This is a genomic window from Ammoniphilus oxalaticus, assembly GCF_003609605.1.
GTDB lineage: Bacteria > Bacillota > Bacilli > Aneurinibacillales > RAOX-1 > Ammoniphilus > Ammoniphilus oxalaticus.
The window spans coordinates 377,397-401,756 of sequence record NZ_MCHY01000008.1; the positions used below are offsets into that span (position 1 = coordinate 377,397).

The following is a 24,360-nucleotide window of genomic DNA, read 5'->3' on the forward strand; positions in this document are numbered from 1 at the left end:
AGGGGAGGTGCCAAGGGTTGAACAACCATGATCTACTTGTTAGCTTAGACATCGGTACATCCAAAGTGAGAGTCATCATTGGGGAAGTCCATAATGGATCCATTAATATTATAGGAGTAGGCACTGCTGAGTCCCAAGGAATTAATAAAGGAGCCATCGTAGACATCGACCAGACGGTTCTCGCTATTCGCGAGGCGGTGGATCAAGCGGAGAGAATGGTGGATGTAACCATTCAGGATGTTTTTGTTGGAATATCGGGAAACCATATTGAACTTGTGATGAGCCAAGGAGTCGTCGCTGTGTCAAGCGAAAATAAAGAAATCGGGGAAGAAGATATCTATCGTGTGACAGAGGCCGCAAAAGTTATTTCGATACCGCCTGAGAAAGAGATTATTGATGTTGTCCCAATTGAGTATATTATTGACGGATTGTCAGGCGTTAGCGATCCGCGCGGAATGATCGGCATTCGCTTAGAGATGGAAGGGACGATCATCACAGGTTCGAAGACGATTATTCATAATCTGTATCGTTGTGTAGAAAGGGCAGGGCTCAAGATTGCGGGGTTTTATCTGCAATCATTGGCGGCAAGCGACATCGCCCTTTCAAAGGATGAGAAGAATTTAGGCGTTGTGCTGATTGATATGGGCGCGGGTTCTACAACTGTTTCCATATTTGAACAAGGAACACTCGCTGGGATTCGTTCGATTCCAATCGGCGGAGACTACATAACGAGTGATATTGCTTATGCCTTACGGACGTCTACCGAAGAGGCAAGGCGTTTGCAGATGAAGTACGGCTGTGGCATGATCGAACAAGCTTCTCCATCTGAGTCCTTCAAAGTAAAAAGAATCGGGAGTAATTCTGATTTAGAATGCAGCCAAATCGATCTTGCGCATGTTATTGAGCCGAGGGTAGCGGAAATTTTTGAAATGATTCAAGCTGAGGTGATCGATCTTGGTTACCATGGAGAAATTCCCGCTGGCTATGTACTAACAGGCGGAGTCGCGGCGATGCCGGGTGTCGTAGAGTTAGCAAGAGAAGAACTTCAAGCCCCCGCGCGTGTTGCGATGCCTGATTATATCGGTGTGCGAGATCCTGCTTTCACGACAGGTGTCGGCTTGATCAAGTACGCGTCTAGACATACAGCGCCCCGTGAACCGATGGTAATTGAGAAGGAAGCCGTTCTTGTTTCTAGCAAACCTGCCGTTAAAAGCCAAACAAAGTCTAGGAATAAGAGCGAGGGTATGATCGATAGGGTGAAAAATTGGTTTAGTGAATTTATTTAATTGAGCTCACTTCAATTGTTTATGGAAGAAGCTTCGAGACATGTGAGGAGGACTAGCAAGAATGTTGGAATTTGATCTAGATATTGAATCGCTTGCCCAGATAAAAGTTATTGGCGTTGGTGGCGGTGGAAGTAATGCGGTCAACAGAATGATCGAAATGGGTGTGCAAGGTGTAGAGTTTATTGCTGTAAATACAGACGCCCAAGCATTACATCTATCGCGCGCTGATCAGAAGTTAAAGATCGGTGAGAAATTGACAAGAGGATTAGGAGCGGGAGCTAATCCTGAAGTAGGAAGAAAAGCAGCCGAAGAGAGCCGCGAGCAAATTGAAAATGCGTTACGCGGAGCTGACCTCGTATTTGTAACTGCAGGTATGGGTGGTGGGACCGGAACAGGAGCAGCCCCTGTCATTGCAGATATTGCGAGACAAATGGGTTCGCTTACGGTTGGTGTGGTAACAAAGCCATTCTCTTTTGAAGGAAGAAAGAGGGCGCAACAGGCGAATAACGGTGTCAACGCGTTAAAAGAAAAAGTAGATACATTGATTGTGATTCCAAACGATCGACTGCTTGAAATCGTCGATAAAAATACCCCGATGCTAGAAGCTTTCCGTGAAGCGGATAATGTGTTGCGTCAAGGGGTGCAGGGGATTTCAGATCTGATCGCTGTTCCTGGATTGATTAATTTAGACTTTGCTGACGTAAAAACAATTATGACTGAGCGAGGCTCCGCATTAATGGGAATCGGCGTAGCGACGGGGGAAAATCGAGCAACGGAAGCAGCTAAGAAGGCGATCATGAGTCCTTTATTAGAAACTTCAATCGATGGAGCTCGCGGGGTTCTCTTGAATATTACGGGTGGCAATAATCTAAGCCTTTATGAAGTAAATGAAGCTGCGGATATTGTTGCTTCCGCATCCGATCAAGAAGTAAATATGATTTTCGGAGCTGTCATTAATGAGAGCTTAAAAGACGAAATTATTGTTACCGTCATCGCTACGGGTTTCGAAGAAGCGTCTAGTCAACCTGGACAAATGGACAAGCGTCCACCACAACAACAACAGTCATCGTTTATGAACACAGCTAGGAATCAGGTAGCTAGCGCTAAAGAGGAAGAAGAACGTGTTGAAGTGCGTCCATTCCAAAACTTTAACAATAACAGTTTAGATGTTCCAACATTCTTGCGAAACCGACGTAACCGCAATCAAAATCCCAAAAAATAATAATTATTACTTTAAAAGAGCGTAAGGGAGTCATTCCCTTACGCTCTTTTTTATGCTGAGGCGCATGAACGCTGTTATCTGTTTGATTCCGGAAATTCGACGAAATTAGTAGTACATTATCGGCGCGGTTAGACAGACTTTGGAATTTCAATATTATATACTTAGAACAAACAACTGTAAGTATCTGGTAAGTGAAGTGGGAGCAAAGGACAAATTCATGTTACAAACGTGGATTATCTCAACGGTGAGGGGGGCTTTTGAATGAAGTGACCGTCTATTTAGATATCATTTTAATCTATAACTTTCTTATTGATTGGCTGCTTCTCTGGAGTACCGCTTATATCTTAAAGTTGAAGCCGAAAGTTTATCGTCTCGTGTTAGGCGCCTGTTTAGGAGCAAGTTACACGATGGTTCTATTCTTCCCGGTAATGTCAGGATTCTACACGTTTCTATCAAAATTACTACTCTCTATGTGTATGATTCTAACGGTGTTTGGATTCCACCGACTTTATGTTTTCTTTCAAAGATGGTTGGTCTTTTATTTAGTCGCTTTTGTTTTAGGCGGTGGGTTATTAGCTATTCATTTTTTTCTACAATCAGAAAGTGAAGTAATTTCGGGCATTGTGGTTACACAATCAAGCGGTGTAGGGACACCGATTACATGGGGATTTATTGCGCTTTGTTTTCCACTCGTTTGGTGGTTATCAGGCAGGGGCATTAAGCAGATGAGAGAGAGCAATCGGAAAGCCGTTTATTATGGCGATGTGGAGGTGATGATTGACGGCGCAGCGATACGTTGTAAAGGGCTTATCGATACGGGTAATCAATTGTATGAGCCGATTACAAGAATTCCCGTTACGATTATTGACCTGATATGTTTTCAGGATCATCTTCCAAGCCCATTATTTGAATCGATCAAGCAACGGGAGGATTTAAGTTCTTCCTCTTCATTTATGCAGTTGGAAGATGTTTGGTTACAAAGGATTCGGATGATTCCATTTCGAAGTGTTTCCAGAGGAATGGATTTGTTACTTGCGATTCGTCCCGATTCAATTCGGATTGAAACAACGGAAGGTTACTATGAAACGAGCCGCGTTCTGATTGGATTGAATCCGACATCGCTTTCTTCTGACGGTAGCTATCAGGCGATTATTCATCCCGCTTTGGTTACGGATGAGCATGGTAAGCACAATCAAAATTCATTACCGCAGGAAGCGATGTCAATATGAATTGAAGGAGGACAATATGATGACAAAATGGAAATTGATGACTCAACTGTTCTGGTATCGATTATTAATGATAGTAGGTTTAAAAGCGGAAGAAATTTATTATATCGGTGGCAGTGAGGCGTTGCCCCCGCCTCTAACAAGGGAAGAAGAAGAAATTTTACTCGGTAAATTACCAAAAGGCGATTCGGCTGTTAAGGCGATGTTAATCGAAAGAAATTTAAGATTAGTCGTTTACATTTCACGCAAGTTTGAAAATACAGGCATCAATATTGAAGACCTTGTTAGTATTGGAACCATTGGACTTATCAAAGCAGTCAATACATTCGATGTTGAGAAAAAAATTAAACTAGCGACTTATGCTTCGCGCTGTATTGAGAATGAAATCTTAATGTTTTTAAGAAGGAACAATAAAGTTAAATCAGAAGTATCCTTCGATGAACCGTTAAATATTGATTGGGATGGAAATGAACTGTTACTTTCTGATGTATTAGGAACAGAGAACGACACAATTACCCGCGATCTTGAGGAACAAGTCGATCGAAAATTGCTGTACAAAGCGTTGGAAAAGTTGTCAGATAGAGAAAAGGTGATTATGGAACTACGTTTTGGTCTTAATGGCAAGCAAGAAAGAACGCAAAAAGATGTGGCGGATATGTTGGGAATTTCCCAATCCTATATTTCTAGACTGGAAAAAAGAATTATCAAAAGGCTAAGAAAAGAATTTAATAAGATGGTTTAAGGCAATGGAACCTAAGTTTTGTTGTTTAAGCAAAACTTGGGTTCTTTGCGCCAATTTCGGGATATTTCCTGGAATTTACTTTATGCATAAATTTTCCCTTCGAGGAGATACTTACTTTTAACGCTGCTCCTAGGAGGGAAAAAAGGTGACAAGAAACAAAGTTGAAATATGTGGCGTAGATACGTCAAAGCTACCTGTACTGACCAATAAGGAGATGCGAGAACTTTTTGTAGAGTTGCAAAGCGGTGGTTATTCGGCCAGGGAAAAGTTAGTGAACGGTAATTTGCGTCTCGTTCTCAGCGTCATTCAGCGTTTTAACAATCGTGGAGAATACGTTGACGATTTATTCCAAGTCGGTTGTATCGGGTTAATGAAAGCCATCGACAATTTTGACCTTGGACAGAATGTTAAATTCTCCACATATGCGGTTCCGATGATCATTGGGGAAATCAGACGTTATCTAAGGGACAACAATCCAATTCGAGTCTCCCGCTCTTTACGGGACATTGCTTACAAAGCCCTACAGATACGCGATTCTCTAACAAATAAAAACTCGCGGGAACCAACGATTTTTGAAATTTCAGAGGCGCTCAATTTGCCGAAAGAAGACATTGTGTTTGCGCTTGACGCGATCCAAGATCCCGTCTCCCTATTTGAACCGATTTACCAAGATGGCGGCGATCCGATTTATGTCATGGATCAAATTAGTGATGAGCGGCACAAAGATATTCAATGGGTTGAAGAAATCGCGCTCAAAGAGGCGATGCGACGGTTAAATGATCGCGAGAAAATGATCTTATCGATGCGTTTCTTTGAAGGTAAGACACAGATGGAAGTGGCCGAAGAAATTGGGATATCTCAGGCTCAAGTTTCCCGACTGGAGAAGGCGGCCATTTCACAAATGCAAAAACACGTACAATAGAATAGTTCTTTGAAAAGCATCTGCTAACGGATGCTTTTTATTTTTGAATAAACCATTGGGCGATGCACATTTTCAGCTAAAGTTGACATATAAATGGGGAAAGAGAGAAATTTGATGCGTTAAGGGTGGCAAAAAGAATGAGGATCTCGGAATTTCAAACAAAAGATGTTGTCAACGTGCTTGATGGACGGCGGTTAGGTCAAATAACAGATTTAGAGATCAATTTAAAGTTAGGACAGATCGATGCGATCGTCGTGCCTGGTCAGGGGAAGTTTTTGGGACTTTTCGGGGGCGGCAATGATTTCGTCATTCCCTGGAGAAACATCGTTAAAATAGGAAAAGACGTTGTTTTAGTTCGTTTAGAAGATGTCCTTTTTAAAGAGCCAGAAATGGGGCAAGCAGATGAATACCGACCTTATTAACGTACGAAGGGAGCGAACATATATCCCGGAAGTGCGTTTTCTTTTTGGATAAGTTGGAGCGGTTCAACGACGCCACGGCAGATAAAAGGGTTTTGTGTTAAAATATGAGTAATAATTTGATTCGTGGGAGGGAAGCAACTTGGAACCTTTTGAATGGGATCGAGATCGTTTAACGCTCCGCATTTCAGAATGGGAGCGCGCTGTTCCAGGACTTGTTTGCGGTTTTACAACTCGTTTAGGAGGATTGAGCGCAGCTCCATTTGATTCCATGAACTGCGCCATGCACGTTGGTGATCGCGATCAAGCTGTGATCGCAAATCGCGAGTTGTTGACCCAAAAGCTCCAGTTTTCAATCGAGCAATGGACTTGCGCCGAACAAGTTCACGGAAATGATGTGGTCGTTGTAACGAGCACTCAGCGCGGCAAAGGGAACAAAGCGCTTGCAGACGCGATTCCCAGCGCCGACGGGTTAATTACGGGAGATTCGGATGTGTTGCTTGCCTCCTTTTACGCGGACTGTGTTCCTTTGTTCTTTATCGCCCCTTCGCAACGAGTCGTAGGCATTGCCCATGCGGGCTGGAAAGGAACAGCGGGAAATATTGGGGCGCGAATGGTTGAACATTTTGCTCAGTCGTTTCAGATTGAACCGAAGGAGATTCGGGTGGCGATCGGACCGTCGATTGGGGGCTGTTGTTATGAAGTGGACGGAAAGGTTGTTGAGGCGATTGGAGTTCAATTGCCAAAAGAGACTGAACCTACGTACACTAAAATGAAGGAGAACGGAAAGATTCAGCTTGATTTAAAGGAAGCAAATCGGGTGTTATTGGAGCGAGCGGGTATCCACTCCATTTTGATGAGTCGTTTGTGCTCGAGTTGTCGTAATGATTTATTTTATTCTTATCGCAAAGAGGCGGGAAGGACGGGACGAATGACCGCTTTTATCGGATTTAACTAATTCAGAAAGGATGTATGAAGCTAGATGAATATGAAAGAGTCGGTAGATCAAGTGAAACAGCGAATTGAAGCGGCTTGTAAACGAGCAAATCGTGATCCTAATGAAATTAATCTCGTAGCAGTTACGAAATATGTGGGGATGGATCGGGCAAAAGCCGTTTTACAAGAAGGGATTCAACATATCGGGGAAAGCAGAGTTCAGGACGCCCTTCCCAAGTGGGAGGCGTTGCAAGGTGGACAAGCAACTTGGCACTTTATTGGTAATTTGCAGACGAACAAAGTAAAAGATGTAGTCGGTAAATTTTCGTATATCCATTCCCTTGATCGAGAATCGCTTGCTAAAGAAATTGAAAGGCGCGGCAGGCAGAATAATGTCGTAACGAATTGTTTTGTGCAAGTAAATATCTCAGGAGAAGAAACAAAATCAGGCCTAGAGCCAAATCAAGTGTTGGAATTTGTCAAAAAAACAAGTAAGATGAAGTATATAAAGATATGTGGTCTGATGACCATGGCGCCTTATGAACTTGACAGCGAACAAACGCGTCCCATTTTCAGGAAGCTGCGACAATTGAGAGATGAATGCAATCAGTTGGGGCTTCCAAACGTTCAAATTGAACATTTATCGATGGGGATGTCGAATGATTTTGAAGTGGCAATTGAAGAGGGAGCGACATTTATTCGGCTGGGCTCTTCATTAGTTGGCAAAGACTAAGAAGGAGGCGGACGTAATGGGGGTAATGGCAAGGATTATGGGATATTTGGGGTTGTCGAGTGATGAGGTCTATGAGGAGGAATATGAGGACCAACGACAACAACGAAATGAAATGGACGAGGAACAGAACGTTCATCAAAAGAAGCACAAAAACAACGTAGTTAGCCTGCAACACGCCAAGGAACAAGTGAAGATGGTATTAGTAGAGCCAAAGGCGTACGAAGAAGTGCAGGATATTGCGGATCATCTCCGTTCCCGTCGACCTGTCATTATTAATTTGCAACGAGTAAGCAGTGAGCAAGCAAAAAGAATTATTGATTTTTTAAGTGGAACGATTTATGCGATCAACGGTGATATACAAAAAGTAGGATCGAATATCTTTATGTGCGCCCCGGATAATGTGTCTGTGCAAGGCGAGATCACAGACTGGCTAGCTGATGAAGATACATATATGAGGTAGCCGAGCGAATATACTCAATTAAAAGCATTTCGGCCCCAATGTTAGAGCCGTCATGCGGTGAGGGGATGAATCGATTTGTCGCCAACGATTGAAACAGTTATAAGAACCATCGTCCAAGTCTATACGTTTATTATTTTTGGCTATATTCTTTCATCTTGGTTTCCGCGGTTAAGAGACTCTGCTCTTGGTTACTTTCTCGGTAAAATGGCAGAGCCTTTTTTAAGTCCTTTTCGGCAGTTGATCCGCCCCGTTGGGGTTATGGATATTTCAGCGATTGTAGCCTTATTCACATTGTTTTTTGCCGAAAAAGGTTTGATCTTTTTATTATATTATTTCTTCTAAGGATATGAAAGTATGAACTTGTTTGAGCACTTTAGAAAGGAAGAACATCCTTTTATTGAGCAGGCCCTTGATTGGCTAGCGTTCGTAGAGGAGCGACATGAAACAAAATTAACCGATTTTTTAGACCCCAGACAAGTTTACATTTTGCAAACATTGTTGGCTAGGTTTGACGAGGTTAAATTGACACCTTTCGGTGGATTTAATGGGGCGGAAAGATGTCGTGTGTTGCTGCATCAACATTACTATGAGCCTAAGGAAGATGAATCAGGACTCGCCGCATTTCAACTGACAGCATCGTCGCAAGCATCCTTTCAAAAATTAACACATAGGGATATTCTCGGCGCCTTAATGGCGGCTGGATTAAAGAGAGATAAATTTGGTGACATTCATATACATCCCGATCAGGCGCAAATCGTTGTAGCTGAAGAAATAGCGGATTACTTGAGACTGCAGTTTACCCAAGCGAATCGTGTGTCGGTTCTGCTTGAATCGATTGAGTTTTCGCAATTAATTCCTGTCGTCAATGAGTGGAAAACGATGAATATTACGGTTTCATCCTCGAGAGTGGATGTCGTAGCTGGTGAGGTGTTCCGACTTTCTCGATCGAAAATCTTAAGTCCAATTCGGGGCGGATCGTTGAGAGTGAATTGGATGGTCGTCGATTCCCCCTCTTTCATTGTTCAAGAGGGAGATATTGTTTCACTTCGTGGTTTTGGACGATTTAAAATTCAGAAGAATGAAGGGAACACAAGGAAAGGGAATACGCGTTTAGAGATAGGCGCGTTGCTGTAACGATCATAGCAGAACGCCGAAGCAAGGCGTAGTTGTATTAATAAACAATGGTGGAGGTGTTCCCTCATGGCATTAACCCCGCTTGATATTCATAATAAAGAGTTTAGTAAAGCGTTCCGCGGGTATGATGAAGATGAAGTAAATGAGTTTTTAGATCAGATTATTAAAGATATGGAATTGCTGCTTAAAGATAAACGTGAGATGGAAGAGAAGGTCGCCGTTCTTTCTGAGCGCCTGACCCACTTTACAAATATTGAGGAAACGTTAAGCAAATCGATCCTAGTTGCGCAGGAAACAGGCGAAGAGGTCAAGGCCAACGCGAGAAAAGAGGCGCAACTAATTATTAAAGAAGCCGAGAAAAATGCGGATCGGATCATTAATGAATCGTTGATCAAGTCTAAAAATATCGCGATGGAGATTGAGGAACTGAAGAAAACGGCTGCCGTCTATCGGATTCGCTTTCGTAGTCTGTTAGAAGCGCAAATGGAAATGCTAGATAGTGGAAACTGGGATCAATTTGAAAAGTTGGAAGAAGATTTGAAAAACGAGAAAGAGCAAATTGAAACGCGATAGCTTGATTTGAGCTTATTTTAAATGGTATAATTTTTTGAATAAAATTCTCCTGTAGACGAGCAGGAGCCTTCTCATTCGGCAGGAATGCAGAAGGCTTTTATCGTTTTTCGGAACGTTTCTAGAGGTGTAATTGATAATAGTAGGAGTGATTCGGTTATGGACTATGGTAAAACGTTGAATTTACCAAAGACAGACTTTCCAATGCGGGGCAATCTTCCTAAAAGAGAGCCAGACATGCAGCGTTGGTGGGATGAAATCAACATTTATAAAAAAGTGCAAGAAAGAACGGCAGGACGACCTAAATTTATTTTGCATGATGGTCCTCCATACGCGAACGGCGATATTCATATCGGACATGCCTTGAATAAAGTGTTGAAAGATATAATCGTCCGCTATAAATCGATGAGCGGTTTTGACGCGCCTTATGTGCCTGGTTGGGACACGCACGGTTTACCGATTGAGCATGCGGTTATCAATAATGAGAAAATCGACCGCCATCAAGTTGGAATTGCCGAATTTAGAGAGCAATGCGCCAAATACGCCCATTCTTTCATCGATCGACAACGCGAACAATTTAAAAGACTTGGCGTCCGCGGAGATTGGGAGAATCCATATATTACATTAAAACCAGAATATGAGGCGCAACAGATTAAAGTATTTGGGGAAATGGCCAAAAAAGGATATATATATAAAGGGTTAAAGGCTGTTTATTGGTCGCCTTCATCAGAAACAGCGCTAGCGGAAGCTGAAATTGAATACCAAGACAAACGCTCCCCCTCTATTTATGTGAAATTCCCTGTAGTAGAAGGGAAGGGAAAGCTTGCGGAAGATGTTCATGTTGTGATTTGGACGACGACGCCATGGACGATTCCCGCAAACTTAGCGATTGCGATTCACCCTGAATTAGAGTATTCCGTTATTGAGGCGCAAGGTGAAAAGTATCTACTAGCCACTGGTCTCGTTGAATCCGTGTCGAGTGAGGTTGGATGGGGAGAGGTAAATACGCTTCAAACACTAACAGGCGCGGAATTAGAAGGCGTAGTTTGTCGCCATCCGTTTTATGATCGCCCATCCCCAATTTTGCTGGGAGAACATGTTACGTTAGATGCGGGGACAGGGTGTGTTCACACAGCGCCAGGTCACGGGGAAGAAGACTTTGAACTTGGACAAAAGTATGGTTTATCTGTTTTATGTCCAGTCGATGGTCAGGGGAAATTTACAAAAGAAGCGCCAGGCTTTGAAGGTATGTTTTATGATGATGGCAATAAAGCGGTCACTGATAAGTTGAAAGAGGCCAATGCATTATTGCATCTTGGATTTATTACGCACCAATATCCACACGACTGGAGAAGTAAAAAACCTGTTATTTATCGGGCGACGGAGCAATGGTTTGCTTCAATCGATGGTTTCCGTGACCAATTGTTACAAGCGATCAAAGATGTGAAGTGGGTTCCGAGTTGGGGAGAGCAGCGTCTGCACAATATGGTTGCTGACCGCGGTGATTGGTGTATTTCTCGTCAACGCGTGTGGGGCGTGCCGATTCCAATTTTTTATTGCGTTCATTGTAATGAAGAAATTATTAATGACGAAACGATTGACCACGTTGCCGCTTTGTTCCGCAAGGAAGGTTCACAAGCTTGGTTTACGAAGGACATTTCTGAATTGACTCCGGCGGGTCTAACTTGTCCTTCATGCGAAGGGAAGGAATTCCGCAAGGAAACGGATATTATGGACGTTTGGTTTGACTCTGGGTCTAGTCACCAAGCTGTGCTCAAGGAACGAGAAGAGTTAAGCTGGCCAGCTGATCTCTATCTGGAAGGTTCGGACCAATATCGCGGTTGGTTTAACTCCTCGCTGTCGACTTCCGTAGCCGTTTATGGAAAAGCTCCGTATAAGGGTGTGCTTAGCCACGGTTTTGCTTTAGATGGAAATGGTCGAAAAATGTCTAAGTCACTCGGAAACGTTGTTATTCCCGCGGAAGTCATGGAAAAGATGGGCGCGGATATTTTGAGATTGTGGGTTGCGTCTGTGGATTATACAGCGGATGTGCGCATCTCCGATAAAATCATGTCTCAAATTGCGGAAGCGTATCGTAAAATTCGTAACACATTCCGTTTTTTACTTGGTAATCTTGAAGGATTTGATCCTGCGACAGATCGTGTCGACTTTAAAGACATGACTGAATTAGATCAGTATGTATTGATTAAGTTGCAACATGTCACAGACACTGCTCTTAAAGCATATGATCAATATCATTTCCACTCTGTTTTCCAAACGATCCATAATTTCTGCGCGATTGATCTGAGCTCGTTCTACTTAGATGTATCAAAGGATCGGTTATATACGGAAGGGGCAGATTCGCTCGCTCGCTTAGCGGGGCAAACTGTAATGTATGAGGTATTGGTCGCGCTTGTTAAGTTGGTCGCTCCGATTACGCCGCACACAGCCGATGAGGTGTGGAAATACGTTCCAGGAGCTAAGGAGATTAGTGTTCAGTTAACAGATATGCCGCAATCAAACCCTGCTTTGCTCAATGATGAATTAGAACAAAAATGGGATCTGATGTTAGAATTGCGTGATGAAGTGCTGAAGGCGCTTGAGGAAGCTCGTAGTCAAAAAGTAATCGGTCACTCGCTCGGAGCTTCGGTTGATTTGTATCCGACAGAAGAAGCGGCGCCGCTATTGCGTCAATTCGGCCGTTTAGATGAGTTCTTCATTGTATCCAAAGTGAATATTCATGAGGAACAAGCCCCACAAGACGCTACACATTTAGAGAAAGTAGCGGTTAAAGTCGGTCAAGCAGCAGGGACAAAATGTGACCGTTGTTGGATTGTGACACCAGCGGTTGGCGAAGATGAAAAACATCCTTCCATTTGCCCGCGTTGCGCGTCTGTTGTTGAAAAGTACTACAGCCATGTAAATGAATAATAAAATGAAGCTGACTTTTTGTTTAAAAGTCAGCTTTTTTTTATGGGCGCATAGCCATCGACAAAAGTAGTGGAGAAAAGGTGGCATGAAATGACAGACTTTCTAGTTGAATATACCTATAATTGGAAGGTGGAGAAAGCGACAAATCATTGTTTACTTCACACAAATCAGGGAAAAATTCCTATTAAGGCTCAATTCAAGCATCGTTCAAGTTGGAGAAACGGTTCAAAATATTAATTTATATAGGAAGTGATTGGATGCCGCGACCGTTGGTCATTGGAAATGGGAAAATGTTGATTAACTTCGACGCTTCGTTGAACATGCGTGATTTGTATTACCCATATGTTGGTCAGCTCAATCATATCGGAGGCTACTTTTCTCGAATCGGTGTGTGGGTGGATGGGTTGTTTAGTTGGTGTCATGAAGCAAATTGGACGATTCAACTCGCTTATTTACCGGAGACGTTGGTAACGAATGTTGTCGCAACCAATGCAAAACTAGGGATTCAGCTTACAATTCATGATGCTGTTCACCAACGAGAAACAATATACTTAAAGAAAATTATCGTAAAAAATGTATGGGATGAAGATCGAGAAGTTCGTCTCTTTTTCAATCACGATTACAGCATTAATGAAACAGAGGTCGGAGATACAGCTGTTTATGATCCGTTACTCAATGCGGTTTACCACTATAAGCGAAACGTGTACATTATGATCAACGGTAAAACTGAAGATGCGGGAATGTATGAGTACAGCATCGGCGTAAAGCGGTTTAATCATGCTGAGGGCACGTGGCGCGATGCGGAGGATGGACGGCTGGGCGGAAATCCAATCGCCCAAGGATCCGTAGATAGTACAGTAAGTTTTCGGTTGAATGTGCCTGCCCATCAGGAAAAGCCGCTTTGGTATTGGATTGCGATGGGTGAAAACTTAACGGAAGCGAAAACATTGAATGAGTATGTGTTAGAAAATAACCCCGATTTGTTGTTGCGCAGGGTACAAGTCTTTTGGGAGCGATGGGTTAATAAAACGGACCGCGACTTTGCTGATTTAGGAGACGACGTTATTTCCTTATTTAAACAAAGCTTGTTGATTGTGCGTACTCAAACGGATCAGAATGGAGCGATCATTGCTGCCAATGATTCTGATATATTACAATTTAACCGCGATCACTACAGTTACATGTGGCCGCGCGATGGCGCCTTTATCGCTTATGCGATGACAAAAGCGGGATATGATGGTGTCGTCAGCCCTTTTTTTGATTTCTGTTCAAATGCGTTAACAGAAGAGGGTTATCTCCATCATAAGTACAATCCAGACGGTTCGGTCGGATCGAGTTGGCACCCTTTTATTCACGATGGTAAGTACCAATTGCCGATCCAGGAAGATGAAACGGCGCTCGTGTTGTTTGCTCTATGGGAACATTATAAAGAGCATAAACAAATTGAGTCGTCTCAAAATTTATATGCCACCTTAATTCGTCCAGCAGCTAACTTTTTGACGCAGTATGTTGATGAAAAGGTAAATCTGCCTCATGCCAGCTATGACCTATGGGAGGAAAGAAGAGGAATTTTCACCTTCACTTCCTGTACAGTGTACGGTGGCTTGATTGCTGCGGCCAATTTCGCGTCCTTGTTTGGAGATGATCGGCGTCGGCGTCGCTATGAAGAAACGGCGGAAAGAATCAAGCGGGGAATTGAACAATATCTATATGACGAACAGGTTGGACGATTTATTCGCGGGATATACATTGATCGCGACGGTTCGATTACGAAAGATTTGACGTTGGAAAGCAGCTTGTTTGCGCTCTTCGCTTTTTACGTATTTGACATCGATGATCCGCGCGTCATTCGCACGATGGAAGCGGTTGAAACGGGATTGAGCGTAAACTCTGATGTGGGTGGAGTTAGTCGCTACCAGAATGATTACTACTTTCAAAAATCGCAAGACATCGAAAACATACCGGGAAATCCGTGGATTATTTGCACACTGTGGATGGCTGAATGGCGGATTGCCCGCGCGAGAACAGTTGCAGACCTGGCTGTACCGCGACAAACGCTGGAGTGGGTTGTGAAAAATGCTTTAGAAAGCGGGGTTCTCCCTGAACAACTCGATCCGTATACAGGCAGCCCATTATCTGTGGCGCCGTTAACCTGGTCTCATTCCACTTTTGTATTAACCGTTTTAAAATATTTAGAGAAATATGGGGAACTTACGAACAGAGCGCCTTTGTCCTAAGGCGCTCTTTTTCCGCTTAGTTTTAAGGGCAGGTTTGCTTGTTCCTAGTTTTACGCTGTGCTAAAATTCATTCATGTAAAGAAGACCCATAAGAATGTTTGGAGGGGAATGAGTGTATTATTATGTGGTGGCATTGGTCGTATTTGGATTAGATCAATTAAGTAAGCGACTTATTGTTAATGGAATGGAAATCGGACAGTCAATCCCTTTAATAAATGGCGTGTTTCATCTTACTTCCCATCGTAATCGAGGGGCCGCCTTTGGGATTTTACAAGATCAACGTATATTTTTTATTGTGATCACGCTGCTTGTTATCGCCGCAATTATCTATTATTTACAAAAGTTAAAGAGAGATAACGTCCTCGTTTCTAGTGCTTTGGCGCTCATTCTTGGCGGGGCGGTTGGTAATTTTGTAGATAGATTGTTACATGGCGAAGTGGTCGATTTCTTAGATTTTGCCTTGATTAATTTCCCTATTTTTAATATTGCTGACTCGGCAATCGTGATTGGTGTCGGGTTGATGATGTTAGATACGATTAGGGAAATGAAGCGAGAGAAGGGAAGATAGTTGATGACTGCGATTGAACGATACGACTGGACGATTGAACTGGAAGATGATGGTCAGCGAGTGGATAAATTTTTAGCGGAAGTGAACCCTACTTTGTCGCGCTCAAAAATTCAAAAATGGGTAAAAGAAGGTCTCGTTTTTGTCAATGGGAGACAGGTGAAAGGCAATTATCGATTGATTGAGGACGACGAGGTTTCATTGACCGTTCCTCCGCAACTGGAATTAGAAGCGCGGCCGGAGCGGATGGAACTCGAAATTGTTTACGAAGACGATGATGTGATTGTGATTAATAAGCCAAGAGGGGTGGTCGTCCATCCAGCCCCTGGGCATGACTCGGCCACGTTAGTGAATGGATTGCTTGATCATTGTTCGCAGTTATCGACGATCAACGGTAAAATGAGGCCTGGCATCGTTCACCGCATCGATAAGGACACATCAGGGTTACTAATGGTCGCTAAAAACGATGAAGCTCATCTCGCGCTCGCGCAACAGCTTAAGCAACATACGGTGGACCGTAAATATTTGGCGATTGTTCATGGTGTCGTTGTTCATGAGCGGGGGACAATCGACGCTCCCATTGGCAGAGATCCAAAAAATAGGCAACGAATGGCTGTTAATTTTGATCATGGGAAACATGCGATTAGTCATTTTGCAACGATTGAACGATTCAATCAATATACGCTTGTTGAACTGATGTTAGAGACAGGGAGAACCCATCAGATTCGCGTACATATGAATTATATTGGTCATCCGTTAGTCGGGGACCCAAAGTATGGTCCGAGCAATAAGCTAAGTATTGACGGACAAGCTTTGCACGCGGCTGGACTCGGTTTTACTCATCCGCGGACGAGTGAACGGTTAACCTTTTCAGCGCCGTTGCCAAACGATATGGAAAAAATTTTAGAACAATTCCGCCAATTACAATAATCATTGACAGAATCGTGTCCAAGTGGCATACTCAACATTAGCAAATTGAATAGTTGAACCTTTAATATCAGTCCTGTGAGGCTGACAAGGTTGTCGGAATATCTAAGTAGCTATTTTTTGATAAGGTTAGGACTGAGGACTCCTACGCCTTTCTTTCAAGCTGCTCAATAGGCTCCCTGTCGCTGACAGGGAGCTTTTTTGTTCAATATCAGACAATATGCCAATGCTGGGTATAATAGAGCGTGAATAAGCTGGGCCGAATGAGAGCGTAATTAATTAGGAGGGTGAAAGTGATGAAGGCTAGGTTAATACTCGAAGATGGAACGGAGCTAACAGGAAAGTCATTTGGAGCGGTCCGTGAATCTTATGGTGAAGTCATTTTTAACACCGCAATGACAGGCTATCAAGAGATGTTGTCAGATCCAACGGGGTGCGGTCAAATCGTCACAATGACTTATCCTTTACAAGGAAATTATGGAATAAACCGGGATGATTTCGAAGCGGTTCGTCCCTATCTTCATGGAATCGTCGCGCGTGAACATTGTGAATATCCGTCCAATTTTCGAAGTCAACAAACGTTAGACTCGCTGTTAAAAGAATACGATATTCCAGGCATTAGCGAGATTGACACTCGCATGTTAACGCGTAGAATCCGTGATAAAGGGACGATGAGGGGCGTAATCACGACGAAAAACACGCCTGTTGAAGAGATATTAGAAACGTTGCGATTAAGGCCAGCGCAAACGGATCAGGTCTCGATTGTCTCCACAAATCGCATCTACTGTTCACCAGGTCGCGGAGCGCGGATTGCGTTGATTGATTATGGGGTAAAGCATGGCATCTTACGCGAACTGTCAAATCGACACTGTGATATTACGGTTGTTCCTTATAATACGCCTGCCAAAACAATCGAACAATTGCGTCCTGACGGGATCGTTCTATCGAACGGACCTGGCAATCCAAAAGATGTGACGCAAGCGGTTGAGACGGTTCAGCAGCTGATGCAGACTTTTCCGGTATTTGGTATTGGACTTGGTCATCAATTGTTTGCTTTAGCGAACGGAGCGGATACGGAAAAGATGAAGTTTGGTCATCATGGCGCAAATCATGCGGTAAAAGACGTGGAGCAAGATCGCGTGATGATCACGGCGCAAAGTCATGGCTACACGGTTACGCCAGCATCAATTGAAAACACAGATCTGATTGTCACTCATCTCGCGGTGAATGATGGAACGATCGAGGGTTTAAAACATAAAACGTTACCCGCATTTTCGGTTCAATATCATCCTGAAGCCTCGCCTGGTCCAGAAGATTCAAGTTATTTATTTGATCACTTCTTAAATATTGTCGTGGAATATATAAAGGGGGTTCATCCAAATGCCACTACTCGCTAATTTAAAAAAAGTGCTCGTAATTGGTTCGGGTCCAATTGTGATTGGACAGGCTGCGGAATTTGATTACGCGGGCACGCAAGCTTGCCAAGCTTTAAAAGAAGAAGGGTTAGAGGTTGTCCTCATCAATAGTAATCCAGCGACAATCATGACCGATACGAACATCGCCGATCAAGTGTATATTGAGCCGTTAACAGTTGAATTTGTGTCGCGCATTATTCGTCAAGAAAAACCAGATGGCCTGTTGGCTACGCTTGGCGGTCAGACCGGGCTAAATTTAGCGAAAGAACTAAATGAAACGGGTATTTTGGATGAAGAAGGCGTTCAACTACTCGGCACCGACTTAGAGGCCATTACGAAAGCGGAAGATCGCGATTTATTTCGAGAATTAATGTTTGAAATTAATGAACCAGTGCCAGATAGCGAAATCATTCACACCGTGGATGAAGCGATCGAATTTGCGAATCGGATCGGCTACCCGATTATAGTGAGACCAGCCTACACGCTCGGCGGAACAGGCGGGGGCATCGTCGATAATGAGCAGGCCTTACGCGAAGTCGTTGCTAGCGGACTGAAATATAGTCCGATTTCACAGTGTCTCGTCGAGAGAAGTATCGCTGGTTTTAAGGAAATAGAGTATGAAGTACTGCGTGATGGAAAAGGAAATGGGATCGTTATTTGTAATATGGAAAATGTAGACCCCGTTGGCATTCATACAGGCGATAGCATCGTTGTTGCCCCGAGTCAAACGCTAACGAACCGCGAATATCAAATGCTCAGAACCGCATCTTTAAAGATTGTTGACGCATTGAATATTAAAGGCGGTTGTAACGTTCAATTGGCGCTTGATCCGCATAGTTACGATTATTTTATTATTGAAGTGAATCCGCGGGTCAGTCGTTCATCGGCTCTTGCGTCGAAAGCGACAGGTTATCCAATTGCTAAAATGGCGACTAAAATCGCAATCGGCTATTCGTTGGATGAGTTGAAAAACCCGGTCACAAAGCAAACATACGCTTCATTTGAACCGACGATTGATTATGTTGTGAGCAAAATCCCGAGATGGCCATTTGATAAATTTGTCTCCGCGAACCGTGAGCTGGGAACCCAGATGAAAGCGACAGGCGAGATTATGGCAATCGGTCGCACGTTTGAAGAGTCGATGCTCAAGGCGGCGCGTTCGCTTGAAGTTGATACGCATCACCTGGAATTAGAGGGCGCGGATCAACTCACGCAAGAGGAGTTGGAAAAAAGGTTAATCGTCGCCGATGATGAACGGATTTTTCTTGTGATGGAAGCGATTCGACGCGGTATGTCGATCAATGAGCTTCATAAGCTCACTAAAATTGACCCGTTCTTCCTCGTTAAATTAGGGCGGATCGTTCGTTATGAGAATCGGTTGAAGAAGGAAGGCTTGCATGATGAGTTGCTCTATGAGGCGAAGCGATTAGGTTTTACAGACCTTAAAATTGCGGAATTGACAGAACAGAGTGAGGCTGATGTTCGAAATAAGCGAAAGCAGCATGGCTTGACCCCGGTCTTTAAGATGGTCGACACGTGCGCGGCTGAATTTGAAGCGGATACGCCTTATTATTATTCAACATATGAGCAAGAGGATGAGCGGGAGCAAACGGATAAAAAATGTGTGATTGTGCTCGGTTCAGGGCCTATTCGGATCGGGCAAGGGATTGAGTTTGATTACGCGACGGTTCACGCGGTATGGGCGATCCAAGAAGCGGGCTATGAAGCGGTTATTATTAATAACAATCCAGAGACCGTTTCAACCGACTTTAGCACATCCGATCGCCTTTATTTTGAACCGTTATATCTTGAGGATGTCATGCATGTGATTGAGGCGGAAAAACCGGAAGGTGTGATCGTCCAATTCGGTGGGCAGACGGCGATTAATTTAGCGGAAGATCTCGTTAAAAATGGCGTGCGAATTTTAGGATCGGACTTAGAGAGTATTGATACGGCGGAAGACCGCAAGAAATTTGAAAAATTAATGCGTAGTTTAAAAATTGATCAGCCATTAGGGAAAACAGTCACCAATGTTCCAGACGCTGTCGATACGGCGAATGAACTGGGGTACCCTGTGCTTGTCCGTCCATCCTATGTGTTAGGGGGTCGGGCGATGGAGATTGTCTACTACGAGCGGGAATTGCTGAATTATATGGAGCAAGCTGTTAACATCAATCCTCAGCATCCTGTGCTCATTGACCGCTATATGCTTGGACGCGAGGTCGAAGTGGATGCGATTTGTGACGGAACAGATGTATTAATTCCTGGGATTATGGAACACATCGAACGAGCAGGTGTGCATTCAGGCGATTCGATTGCCGTATATCCGCCGCAAAGTATTAGTCCTGAATGCAAAGAGCAGATCATTCGAATTACGACCGATATTGCGATTGCCCTCAAAGTAAAGGGACTCATTAATATCCAGTTTGTGATTCACGATGAACGCGTTTATGTGATTGAAGTCAATCCGCGGGCATCGCGCACGGCGCCGTTTTTAAGTAAAGTAACAGGCATACCAATGGCCAATCTGGCGACAAAAGTTATCTTAGGTTCAACGCTGCGAGCTGAAGGTTTTGAACCTGGTTATTACCCGGAAGCGGAGCATATCTCTGTCAAAGTACCTGTTTTCTCTTTTGCTAAATTGCGTCGCGTTGATATTACGTTAGGCCCGGAGATGAAATCGACGGGTGAAGTGATGGGCCGCGATAAAAACCTGTCAAAAGCATTGTACAAAGGGCTGGTTGGTTCAGGCATGACAATTCCAACACACGGTTCTGTCTTAGTGACGGTGGCTGATAAAGATAAAGAGGAATCGTTAAACATTATTCGCGGATTTTACGATTTGGGCTTTAAGCTGTTAGCGACGGCGGGCACAGCGGCATTCTTAAATGAGGCGGGTTTAGAAGTAATGACGGTTAATAAGGTAAGGGAAGGCAATCCGAATCTGCTCGATATGATTCGTAACGGCGATGCGAGCATCATTATTAATACACTCACGAAAGGAAAAACGCCTGAACGTGACGGATTCCGTATTCGAAGGGAAGCGGTGGAAAATGGGGTTGTTTGCTTAACGTCATTAGATACAGCAACCGCTTTACTGCGTGTTATTGAGACGATTACATTTGGAACGGAAGCGATGCCGGCTTTTCTAAAGCCAAAACAGGAGGCTGCCATCCATGGATAAAGGATTGTTGCAAGTGGTAAGTAATGAACTTGTGGCGGATCGCGTGTATCGCATCCGCCTTCAAGGCGAGTGGGTGAACCGCAAAATTGTACCGGGTCAGTTTTTGCATGTCAAGTGCGGCCCCGGGATTGATCCTTTGCTTAGACGTCCGATTAGCATAAGCGACGTCGACCAAACTGAACATACACTCGATATGATTTATCGTGTAGAAGGATCAGGCACGAAAATTTTAAGCGAAGCGATCGCTGGGAATCAAATTGATTTGCTTGGACCGCTGGGGATCGGTTTTCCGATCGATCAGCGTCAAAAAGGGGAGCGGGCCCTGCTTATCGGTGGGGGAGTTGGTGTACCCCCGTTGCTCTACTTAGCCAGAGAGTTGGCGCAAAAAGGGGTACGGGTAACAAGCGTGATTGGTTTTGGCGAAGCGAATCAAGTGTTTTTGGAAGAAGAATTGGGTTCTTACGGGGAAGTTTATGTTACGACGATAGATGGTTCCAAAGGACACAATGGTTTAGTTACAGATTTGCTTAATGAACAATATGGGCTGGATAACAACGCTTGGGATGTGTTGTATGCTTGCGGTCCACTTCCAATGTTGAGAGCGTTGCAGGACCGTTACCAGGCCACAGATAAGGAAGCGTATTTGTCCTTAGAACAAAGAATGGGTTGCGGTGTTGGAGCCTGTCTTGCTTGTGTGTATCCAGCAGCTGAAGGTTCCGATCACTCTTATTACAAAACGTGTTCTGATGGACCTGTGTTTGAACTTAGGAAGGTGGTGTTAGGATGACCGCTGCGCGTTTGCAAGTGGAATTGGCCGGGATGAAGCTTAGAAACCCGATTATGCCGGCTTCTGGTTGTTTCGGATTCGGAAAAGAATATGCGCAATTTTATGATTTGGAAAAGTTAGGCGCGATCGCGGTAAAAGCGACCACGGTTGAGGAGCGCGCTGGGAATCCAACGCCGCGTGTCGCCGAAACTCCTGGCGGAATGCTTAACGCAATTGGCTTGCAAAACCCAGGGTTGGATCATGTGCTCGAACATGAATTACCTTGGTTGGAACGTTTTGATACGCCGATTATTGCCAATATTGCGGGGACGACAACTGAAGATTATGTTGCTGTCGCCGAGCGGATTTCGCAAGTTCAAAATGTGACGGCGCTAGAGCTAAATATCTCGTGCCCGAATGTTAGTTGCGGCGGGATCACCTTTGGAACGGATCCAGTGATTGCCGCGGACCTGACGAAAGAAATTAAAAAAGTAAGCAAGAAGCCTGTATTTGTTAAGCTATCTCCAAATGTTACGGATGTTGTTACGATTGCGAAGGCGGTTGAAGCGGCGGGAGCGGATGGATTGAGCATGATTAATACGCTATTGGGAATGCGAATTGACCTGCGAACGCGCAAGCCGATTTTAGCCAATCAAGTTGGCGGTTTATCTGGACCAGCGATTAAACCGGTTGCTATTCGGATGATTTGGCAGGTGAGTCAACAGGTCGATATCCCGATCATTGGAATGGGTGGCATTCAATCGGCCGAGGATGTGATTGAATTTTTCTTGGCCGGGGCGTCGGCCGTTGCGGTAGGAACAGCCAATTTTGTCGATCCTTACGCATGTCCAACGATTATTGATGAACTAGAAGAATGGCTCGATCGAATGGGCGTCAACTCGATTACAGAGTTAATTGGAGCGGGGTGGAAAAATTGAGCGAGCGGGATCGAATTATCGTAGCCCTTGATTTTTCAAGCGAACAAGAGGCGCTTGCCTGCGCAGATCGTTTACAAGGTATTGCGACCTACATGAAAGTGGGTATGCAACTGTATTATGCGGCTGGACCACAAATCGTCTACGCTCTTAAAGAACGAGGGTTCAATGTATTCGTTGATTTAAAGGTGCATGACATCCCGAATACGGCAAAAGGGGCGATGCAAAGTTTGGCTTCGCTTGGCGCGGATATGGTTAATGTCCATGTCGCGGGGGGGAAGGACATGATGACCGCGGCGAAAGAGGGATTAGAAAGCGGCGCGGCAGGTCAAACCAAACCGTTGTTAATCGGTGTGACCCAGCTGACAAGTTCATCTCAACAAATGATGAATGATGAAATTGGAATTGAGGGGACAATCGTTGACTGCGCGCAACGATATGCCCAGCTGGCAAAAGCGGCTGGTTTAGATGGTGTTGTTGCCTCGCCGTTGGAAGTGGAGGCTATTAAACGCAGTTGCGGTCCGACATTCAAGACGGTAACGCCGGGCGTGCGTCCGCGCGGAGCGGAATTAGGCGATCAAAAGCGGGTAGTGACCCCGGCTGAGGCCTTTGCTTTCGGGACGGACTATATTGTCGTTGGTCGACCGATTACGCAAGCGAGCGACCCGTTGAAGGCGATGCGGGCCATGGTAGAATCGATTGGAGGATAGAATATGCTTAGTCGAGAAAGAGAGATAGCAAAACAGTTGTTAGAAATTAAGGCGGTGCACCTTCGTCCCGATCAACCATTCACGTGGACCTCGGGCTTGAGATCGCCGATCTATTGTGATAATCGGATGACGATGTCATTTCCGCTTGTTCGCCGATTAATTGCCAGTTCATTTGCCCAAATCATTAGCGAGCAGTATCCTGAAGCGGAAGTAATCGCTGGCACGGCTACGGCTGGTATCCCGCATGCGGCTTGGGTTGCGGAAGAACTTGGTCTGCCAATGATTTACGCGCGGGACAAAGCGAAAGGACACGGTCGTAACAATCAAATTGAAGGTGTTCTGCAAGTGGGGCAGCAAGTCATTGTCATTGAAGATTTGATTTCAACGGGGATGAGTTCGCTAAATGCGGCGAAGGCTGTTGAAGCGGCAGGCGGCCAGGTGTTGTCAGTCATGGCCATTTTTTCGTACCAGTTTGCGCGAGCGGAACAAGCCTTTAGAGAGGCAGGTTATCCTTTACATACGTTAAGTCATTACACTGCTTTATTAGCTGAAGCAAAAGAACAAGGGATTCTCCAAGAGGAACAAATGGAGGAACTAACTTCATGGAAAGTCGATCCAAATGCTTATACAGAGAAATGGAATCAACAAACGAGCTAAAGATGGATAAAGTAACAGGGTTGCGCGGAAAGAAGAACGGGTAGTTCACTTTCTTGGGCAACCCTTTTTTAAAAAAAGGCGCCTTCCCCGCGTAACTTTTACAATCGCATGTACATGAAATGGCTTTTAGCAGGGAAAAATAGGAATGTACATGAATGAAGGAGGAATCAACCATGGAGAAGAAGCAAGTAAAAACAAAAGGCACATTAAAGGAAATGGCCCAGTTTGCGAAAGTGGACGAACAAACGATCCAAGAGGCGATTCAAACCGTTGAAAATGCGGCTAATCTGGATGTTGAGATTCCGAAAGAAAAGCAATAGTCGACGTTGTTATTCCATGCGAAGAGGGTATCTCGTTCAAGCTGAGATACCCTCTCTTTAATG

23 protein-coding genes are annotated in these 24,360 nt (G+C 44.3%); all 23 read left to right on the plus strand.

Annotation, left to right across the window (positions count from 1 at the left end):
* Nucleotides 1-17: 17 nt before the first annotated feature.
* The 23 genes from ftsA (at nt 18) to BEP19_RS17625 (ending at nt 24,297) form a co-directional block, all read left to right on the plus strand.
* Nucleotides 18-1,286, plus strand: a complete 1,269-nt coding sequence (gene ftsA, locus BEP19_RS08165; protein WP_120189366.1) for a cell division protein FtsA — start codon at nt 18-20, stop codon at nt 1,284-1,286.
* 61 nt (nt 1,287-1,347) lie between these two features.
* Nucleotides 1,348-2,508 carry a cell division protein FtsZ gene (ftsZ, locus tag BEP19_RS08170; protein ID WP_120189367.1) on the plus strand — a complete coding sequence of 387 codons (1,161 nt, stop codon included), beginning with the start codon at nt 1,348-1,350 and terminating at the stop codon, nt 2,506-2,508.
* A 266-nt stretch (nt 2,509-2,774) separates the two neighbouring features.
* The gene (gene spoIIGA, locus BEP19_RS08175) at nt 2,775-3,737 is read left to right on the plus strand and encodes a sigma-E processing peptidase SpoIIGA (protein WP_245983494.1); all 963 of its coding nucleotides are present in this window, start codon (nt 2,775-2,777) and stop codon (nt 3,735-3,737) included.
* 16 nt (nt 3,738-3,753) lie between these two features.
* A complete protein-coding gene (gene sigE / locus BEP19_RS08180; RefSeq protein ID WP_120189369.1) occupies nt 3,754-4,476 on the plus strand; it encodes an RNA polymerase sporulation sigma factor SigE in 723 nt (240 codons plus the stop codon).
* A 145-nt stretch (nt 4,477-4,621) separates the two neighbouring features.
* Complete coding sequence (gene sigG, locus BEP19_RS08185; RefSeq protein ID WP_120189370.1) at nt 4,622-5,398, plus strand: RNA polymerase sporulation sigma factor SigG; 777 nt, start codon at nt 4,622-4,624, stop codon at nt 5,396-5,398.
* Between the two features lie 137 nt (nt 5,399-5,535).
* The gene (locus tag BEP19_RS08190; RefSeq protein WP_120189371.1) at nt 5,536-5,820 is read left to right on the plus strand and encodes a YlmC/YmxH family sporulation protein; all 285 of its coding nucleotides are present in this window, start codon (nt 5,536-5,538) and stop codon (nt 5,818-5,820) included.
* A gap of 139 nt (nt 5,821-5,959) precedes the next feature.
* A complete protein-coding gene (gene pgeF, locus BEP19_RS08195) occupies nt 5,960-6,775 on the plus strand; it encodes a peptidoglycan editing factor PgeF (RefSeq protein ID WP_120189372.1) in 816 nt (271 codons plus the stop codon).
* A gap of 24 nt (nt 6,776-6,799) precedes the next feature.
* Nucleotides 6,800-7,486: a YggS family pyridoxal phosphate-dependent enzyme gene (locus tag BEP19_RS08200; RefSeq protein ID WP_120189373.1), complete on the plus strand. Its 687-nt coding sequence runs from the start codon at nt 6,800-6,802 to the stop codon at nt 7,484-7,486.
* Between the two features lie 16 nt (nt 7,487-7,502).
* Nucleotides 7,503-7,946: a cell division protein SepF gene (locus BEP19_RS08205; protein ID WP_120189374.1), complete on the plus strand. Its 444-nt coding sequence runs from the start codon at nt 7,503-7,505 to the stop codon at nt 7,944-7,946.
* A 75-nt stretch (nt 7,947-8,021) separates the two neighbouring features.
* Entirely contained in the window at nt 8,022-8,288 is a 267-nt protein-coding gene (locus tag BEP19_RS08210) for a YggT family protein (protein WP_120189375.1), read from the plus strand.
* Between the two features lie 12 nt (nt 8,289-8,300).
* Nucleotides 8,301-9,080 carry a YlmH family RNA-binding protein gene (locus BEP19_RS08215; protein WP_120189376.1) on the plus strand — a complete coding sequence of 260 codons (780 nt, stop codon included), beginning with the start codon at nt 8,301-8,303 and terminating at the stop codon, nt 9,078-9,080.
* A 66-nt stretch (nt 9,081-9,146) separates the two neighbouring features.
* Nucleotides 9,147-9,653: a DivIVA domain-containing protein gene (locus tag BEP19_RS08220; RefSeq protein ID WP_120189377.1), complete on the plus strand. Its 507-nt coding sequence runs from the start codon at nt 9,147-9,149 to the stop codon at nt 9,651-9,653.
* A 156-nt stretch (nt 9,654-9,809) separates the two neighbouring features.
* Nucleotides 9,810-12,581 carry an isoleucine--tRNA ligase gene (ileS, locus tag BEP19_RS08225; protein WP_120189378.1) on the plus strand — a complete coding sequence of 924 codons (2,772 nt, stop codon included), beginning with the start codon at nt 9,810-9,812 and terminating at the stop codon, nt 12,579-12,581.
* 257 nt (nt 12,582-12,838) lie between these two features.
* Nucleotides 12,839-14,818, plus strand: coding sequence for a glycoside hydrolase family 15 protein (locus BEP19_RS08230; protein WP_120189379.1), 1,980 nt, complete (start codon nt 12,839-12,841; stop codon nt 14,816-14,818).
* A gap of 112 nt (nt 14,819-14,930) precedes the next feature.
* Nucleotides 14,931-15,386 carry a signal peptidase II gene (gene lspA / locus BEP19_RS08235; RefSeq protein WP_120189380.1) on the plus strand — a complete coding sequence of 152 codons (456 nt, stop codon included), beginning with the start codon at nt 14,931-14,933 and terminating at the stop codon, nt 15,384-15,386.
* 3 nt (nt 15,387-15,389) lie between these two features.
* Nucleotides 15,390-16,313, plus strand: a complete 924-nt coding sequence (locus tag BEP19_RS08240) for an RluA family pseudouridine synthase (RefSeq protein ID WP_120189381.1) — start codon at nt 15,390-15,392, stop codon at nt 16,311-16,313.
* A gap of 293 nt (nt 16,314-16,606) precedes the next feature.
* Complete coding sequence (locus tag BEP19_RS08245; RefSeq protein WP_120189382.1) at nt 16,607-17,707, plus strand: carbamoyl phosphate synthase small subunit; 1,101 nt, start codon at nt 16,607-16,609, stop codon at nt 17,705-17,707.
* Complete coding sequence (gene carB / locus BEP19_RS08250; RefSeq protein WP_120189383.1) at nt 17,691-20,909, plus strand: carbamoyl-phosphate synthase large subunit; 3,219 nt, start codon at nt 17,691-17,693, stop codon at nt 20,907-20,909. Before BEP19_RS08245 ends, carB begins: the two co-directional genes overlap by 17 nt.
* The gene (locus tag BEP19_RS08255) at nt 20,902-21,696 is read left to right on the plus strand and encodes a dihydroorotate dehydrogenase electron transfer subunit (protein ID WP_120189384.1); all 795 of its coding nucleotides are present in this window, start codon (nt 20,902-20,904) and stop codon (nt 21,694-21,696) included. The genes carB and BEP19_RS08255 overlap by 8 nt, the downstream gene beginning before the upstream one ends.
* Before the next feature lie 11 nt (nt 21,697-21,707).
* Nucleotides 21,708-22,613 carry a dihydroorotate dehydrogenase gene (locus BEP19_RS08260; protein WP_281269293.1) on the plus strand — a complete coding sequence of 302 codons (906 nt, stop codon included), beginning with the start codon at nt 21,708-21,710 and terminating at the stop codon, nt 22,611-22,613.
* Nucleotides 22,610-23,320: an orotidine-5'-phosphate decarboxylase gene (gene pyrF, locus BEP19_RS08265; protein WP_425452741.1), complete on the plus strand. Its 711-nt coding sequence runs from the start codon at nt 22,610-22,612 to the stop codon at nt 23,318-23,320. The genes BEP19_RS08260 and pyrF overlap by 4 nt, the downstream gene beginning before the upstream one ends.
* A 3-nt stretch (nt 23,321-23,323) precedes the next feature.
* On the plus strand, nt 23,324-23,977 hold the full coding sequence (gene pyrE / locus BEP19_RS08270; protein ID WP_120189387.1) for an orotate phosphoribosyltransferase: 654 nt from the start codon (nt 23,324-23,326) through the stop codon (nt 23,975-23,977).
* Nucleotides 23,978-24,150: 173 nt separating this feature from the next.
* The gene (locus BEP19_RS17625) at nt 24,151-24,297 is read left to right on the plus strand and encodes a hypothetical protein (protein ID WP_170145311.1); all 147 of its coding nucleotides are present in this window, start codon (nt 24,151-24,153) and stop codon (nt 24,295-24,297) included.
* Nucleotides 24,298-24,360: the final 63 nt, after the last annotated feature.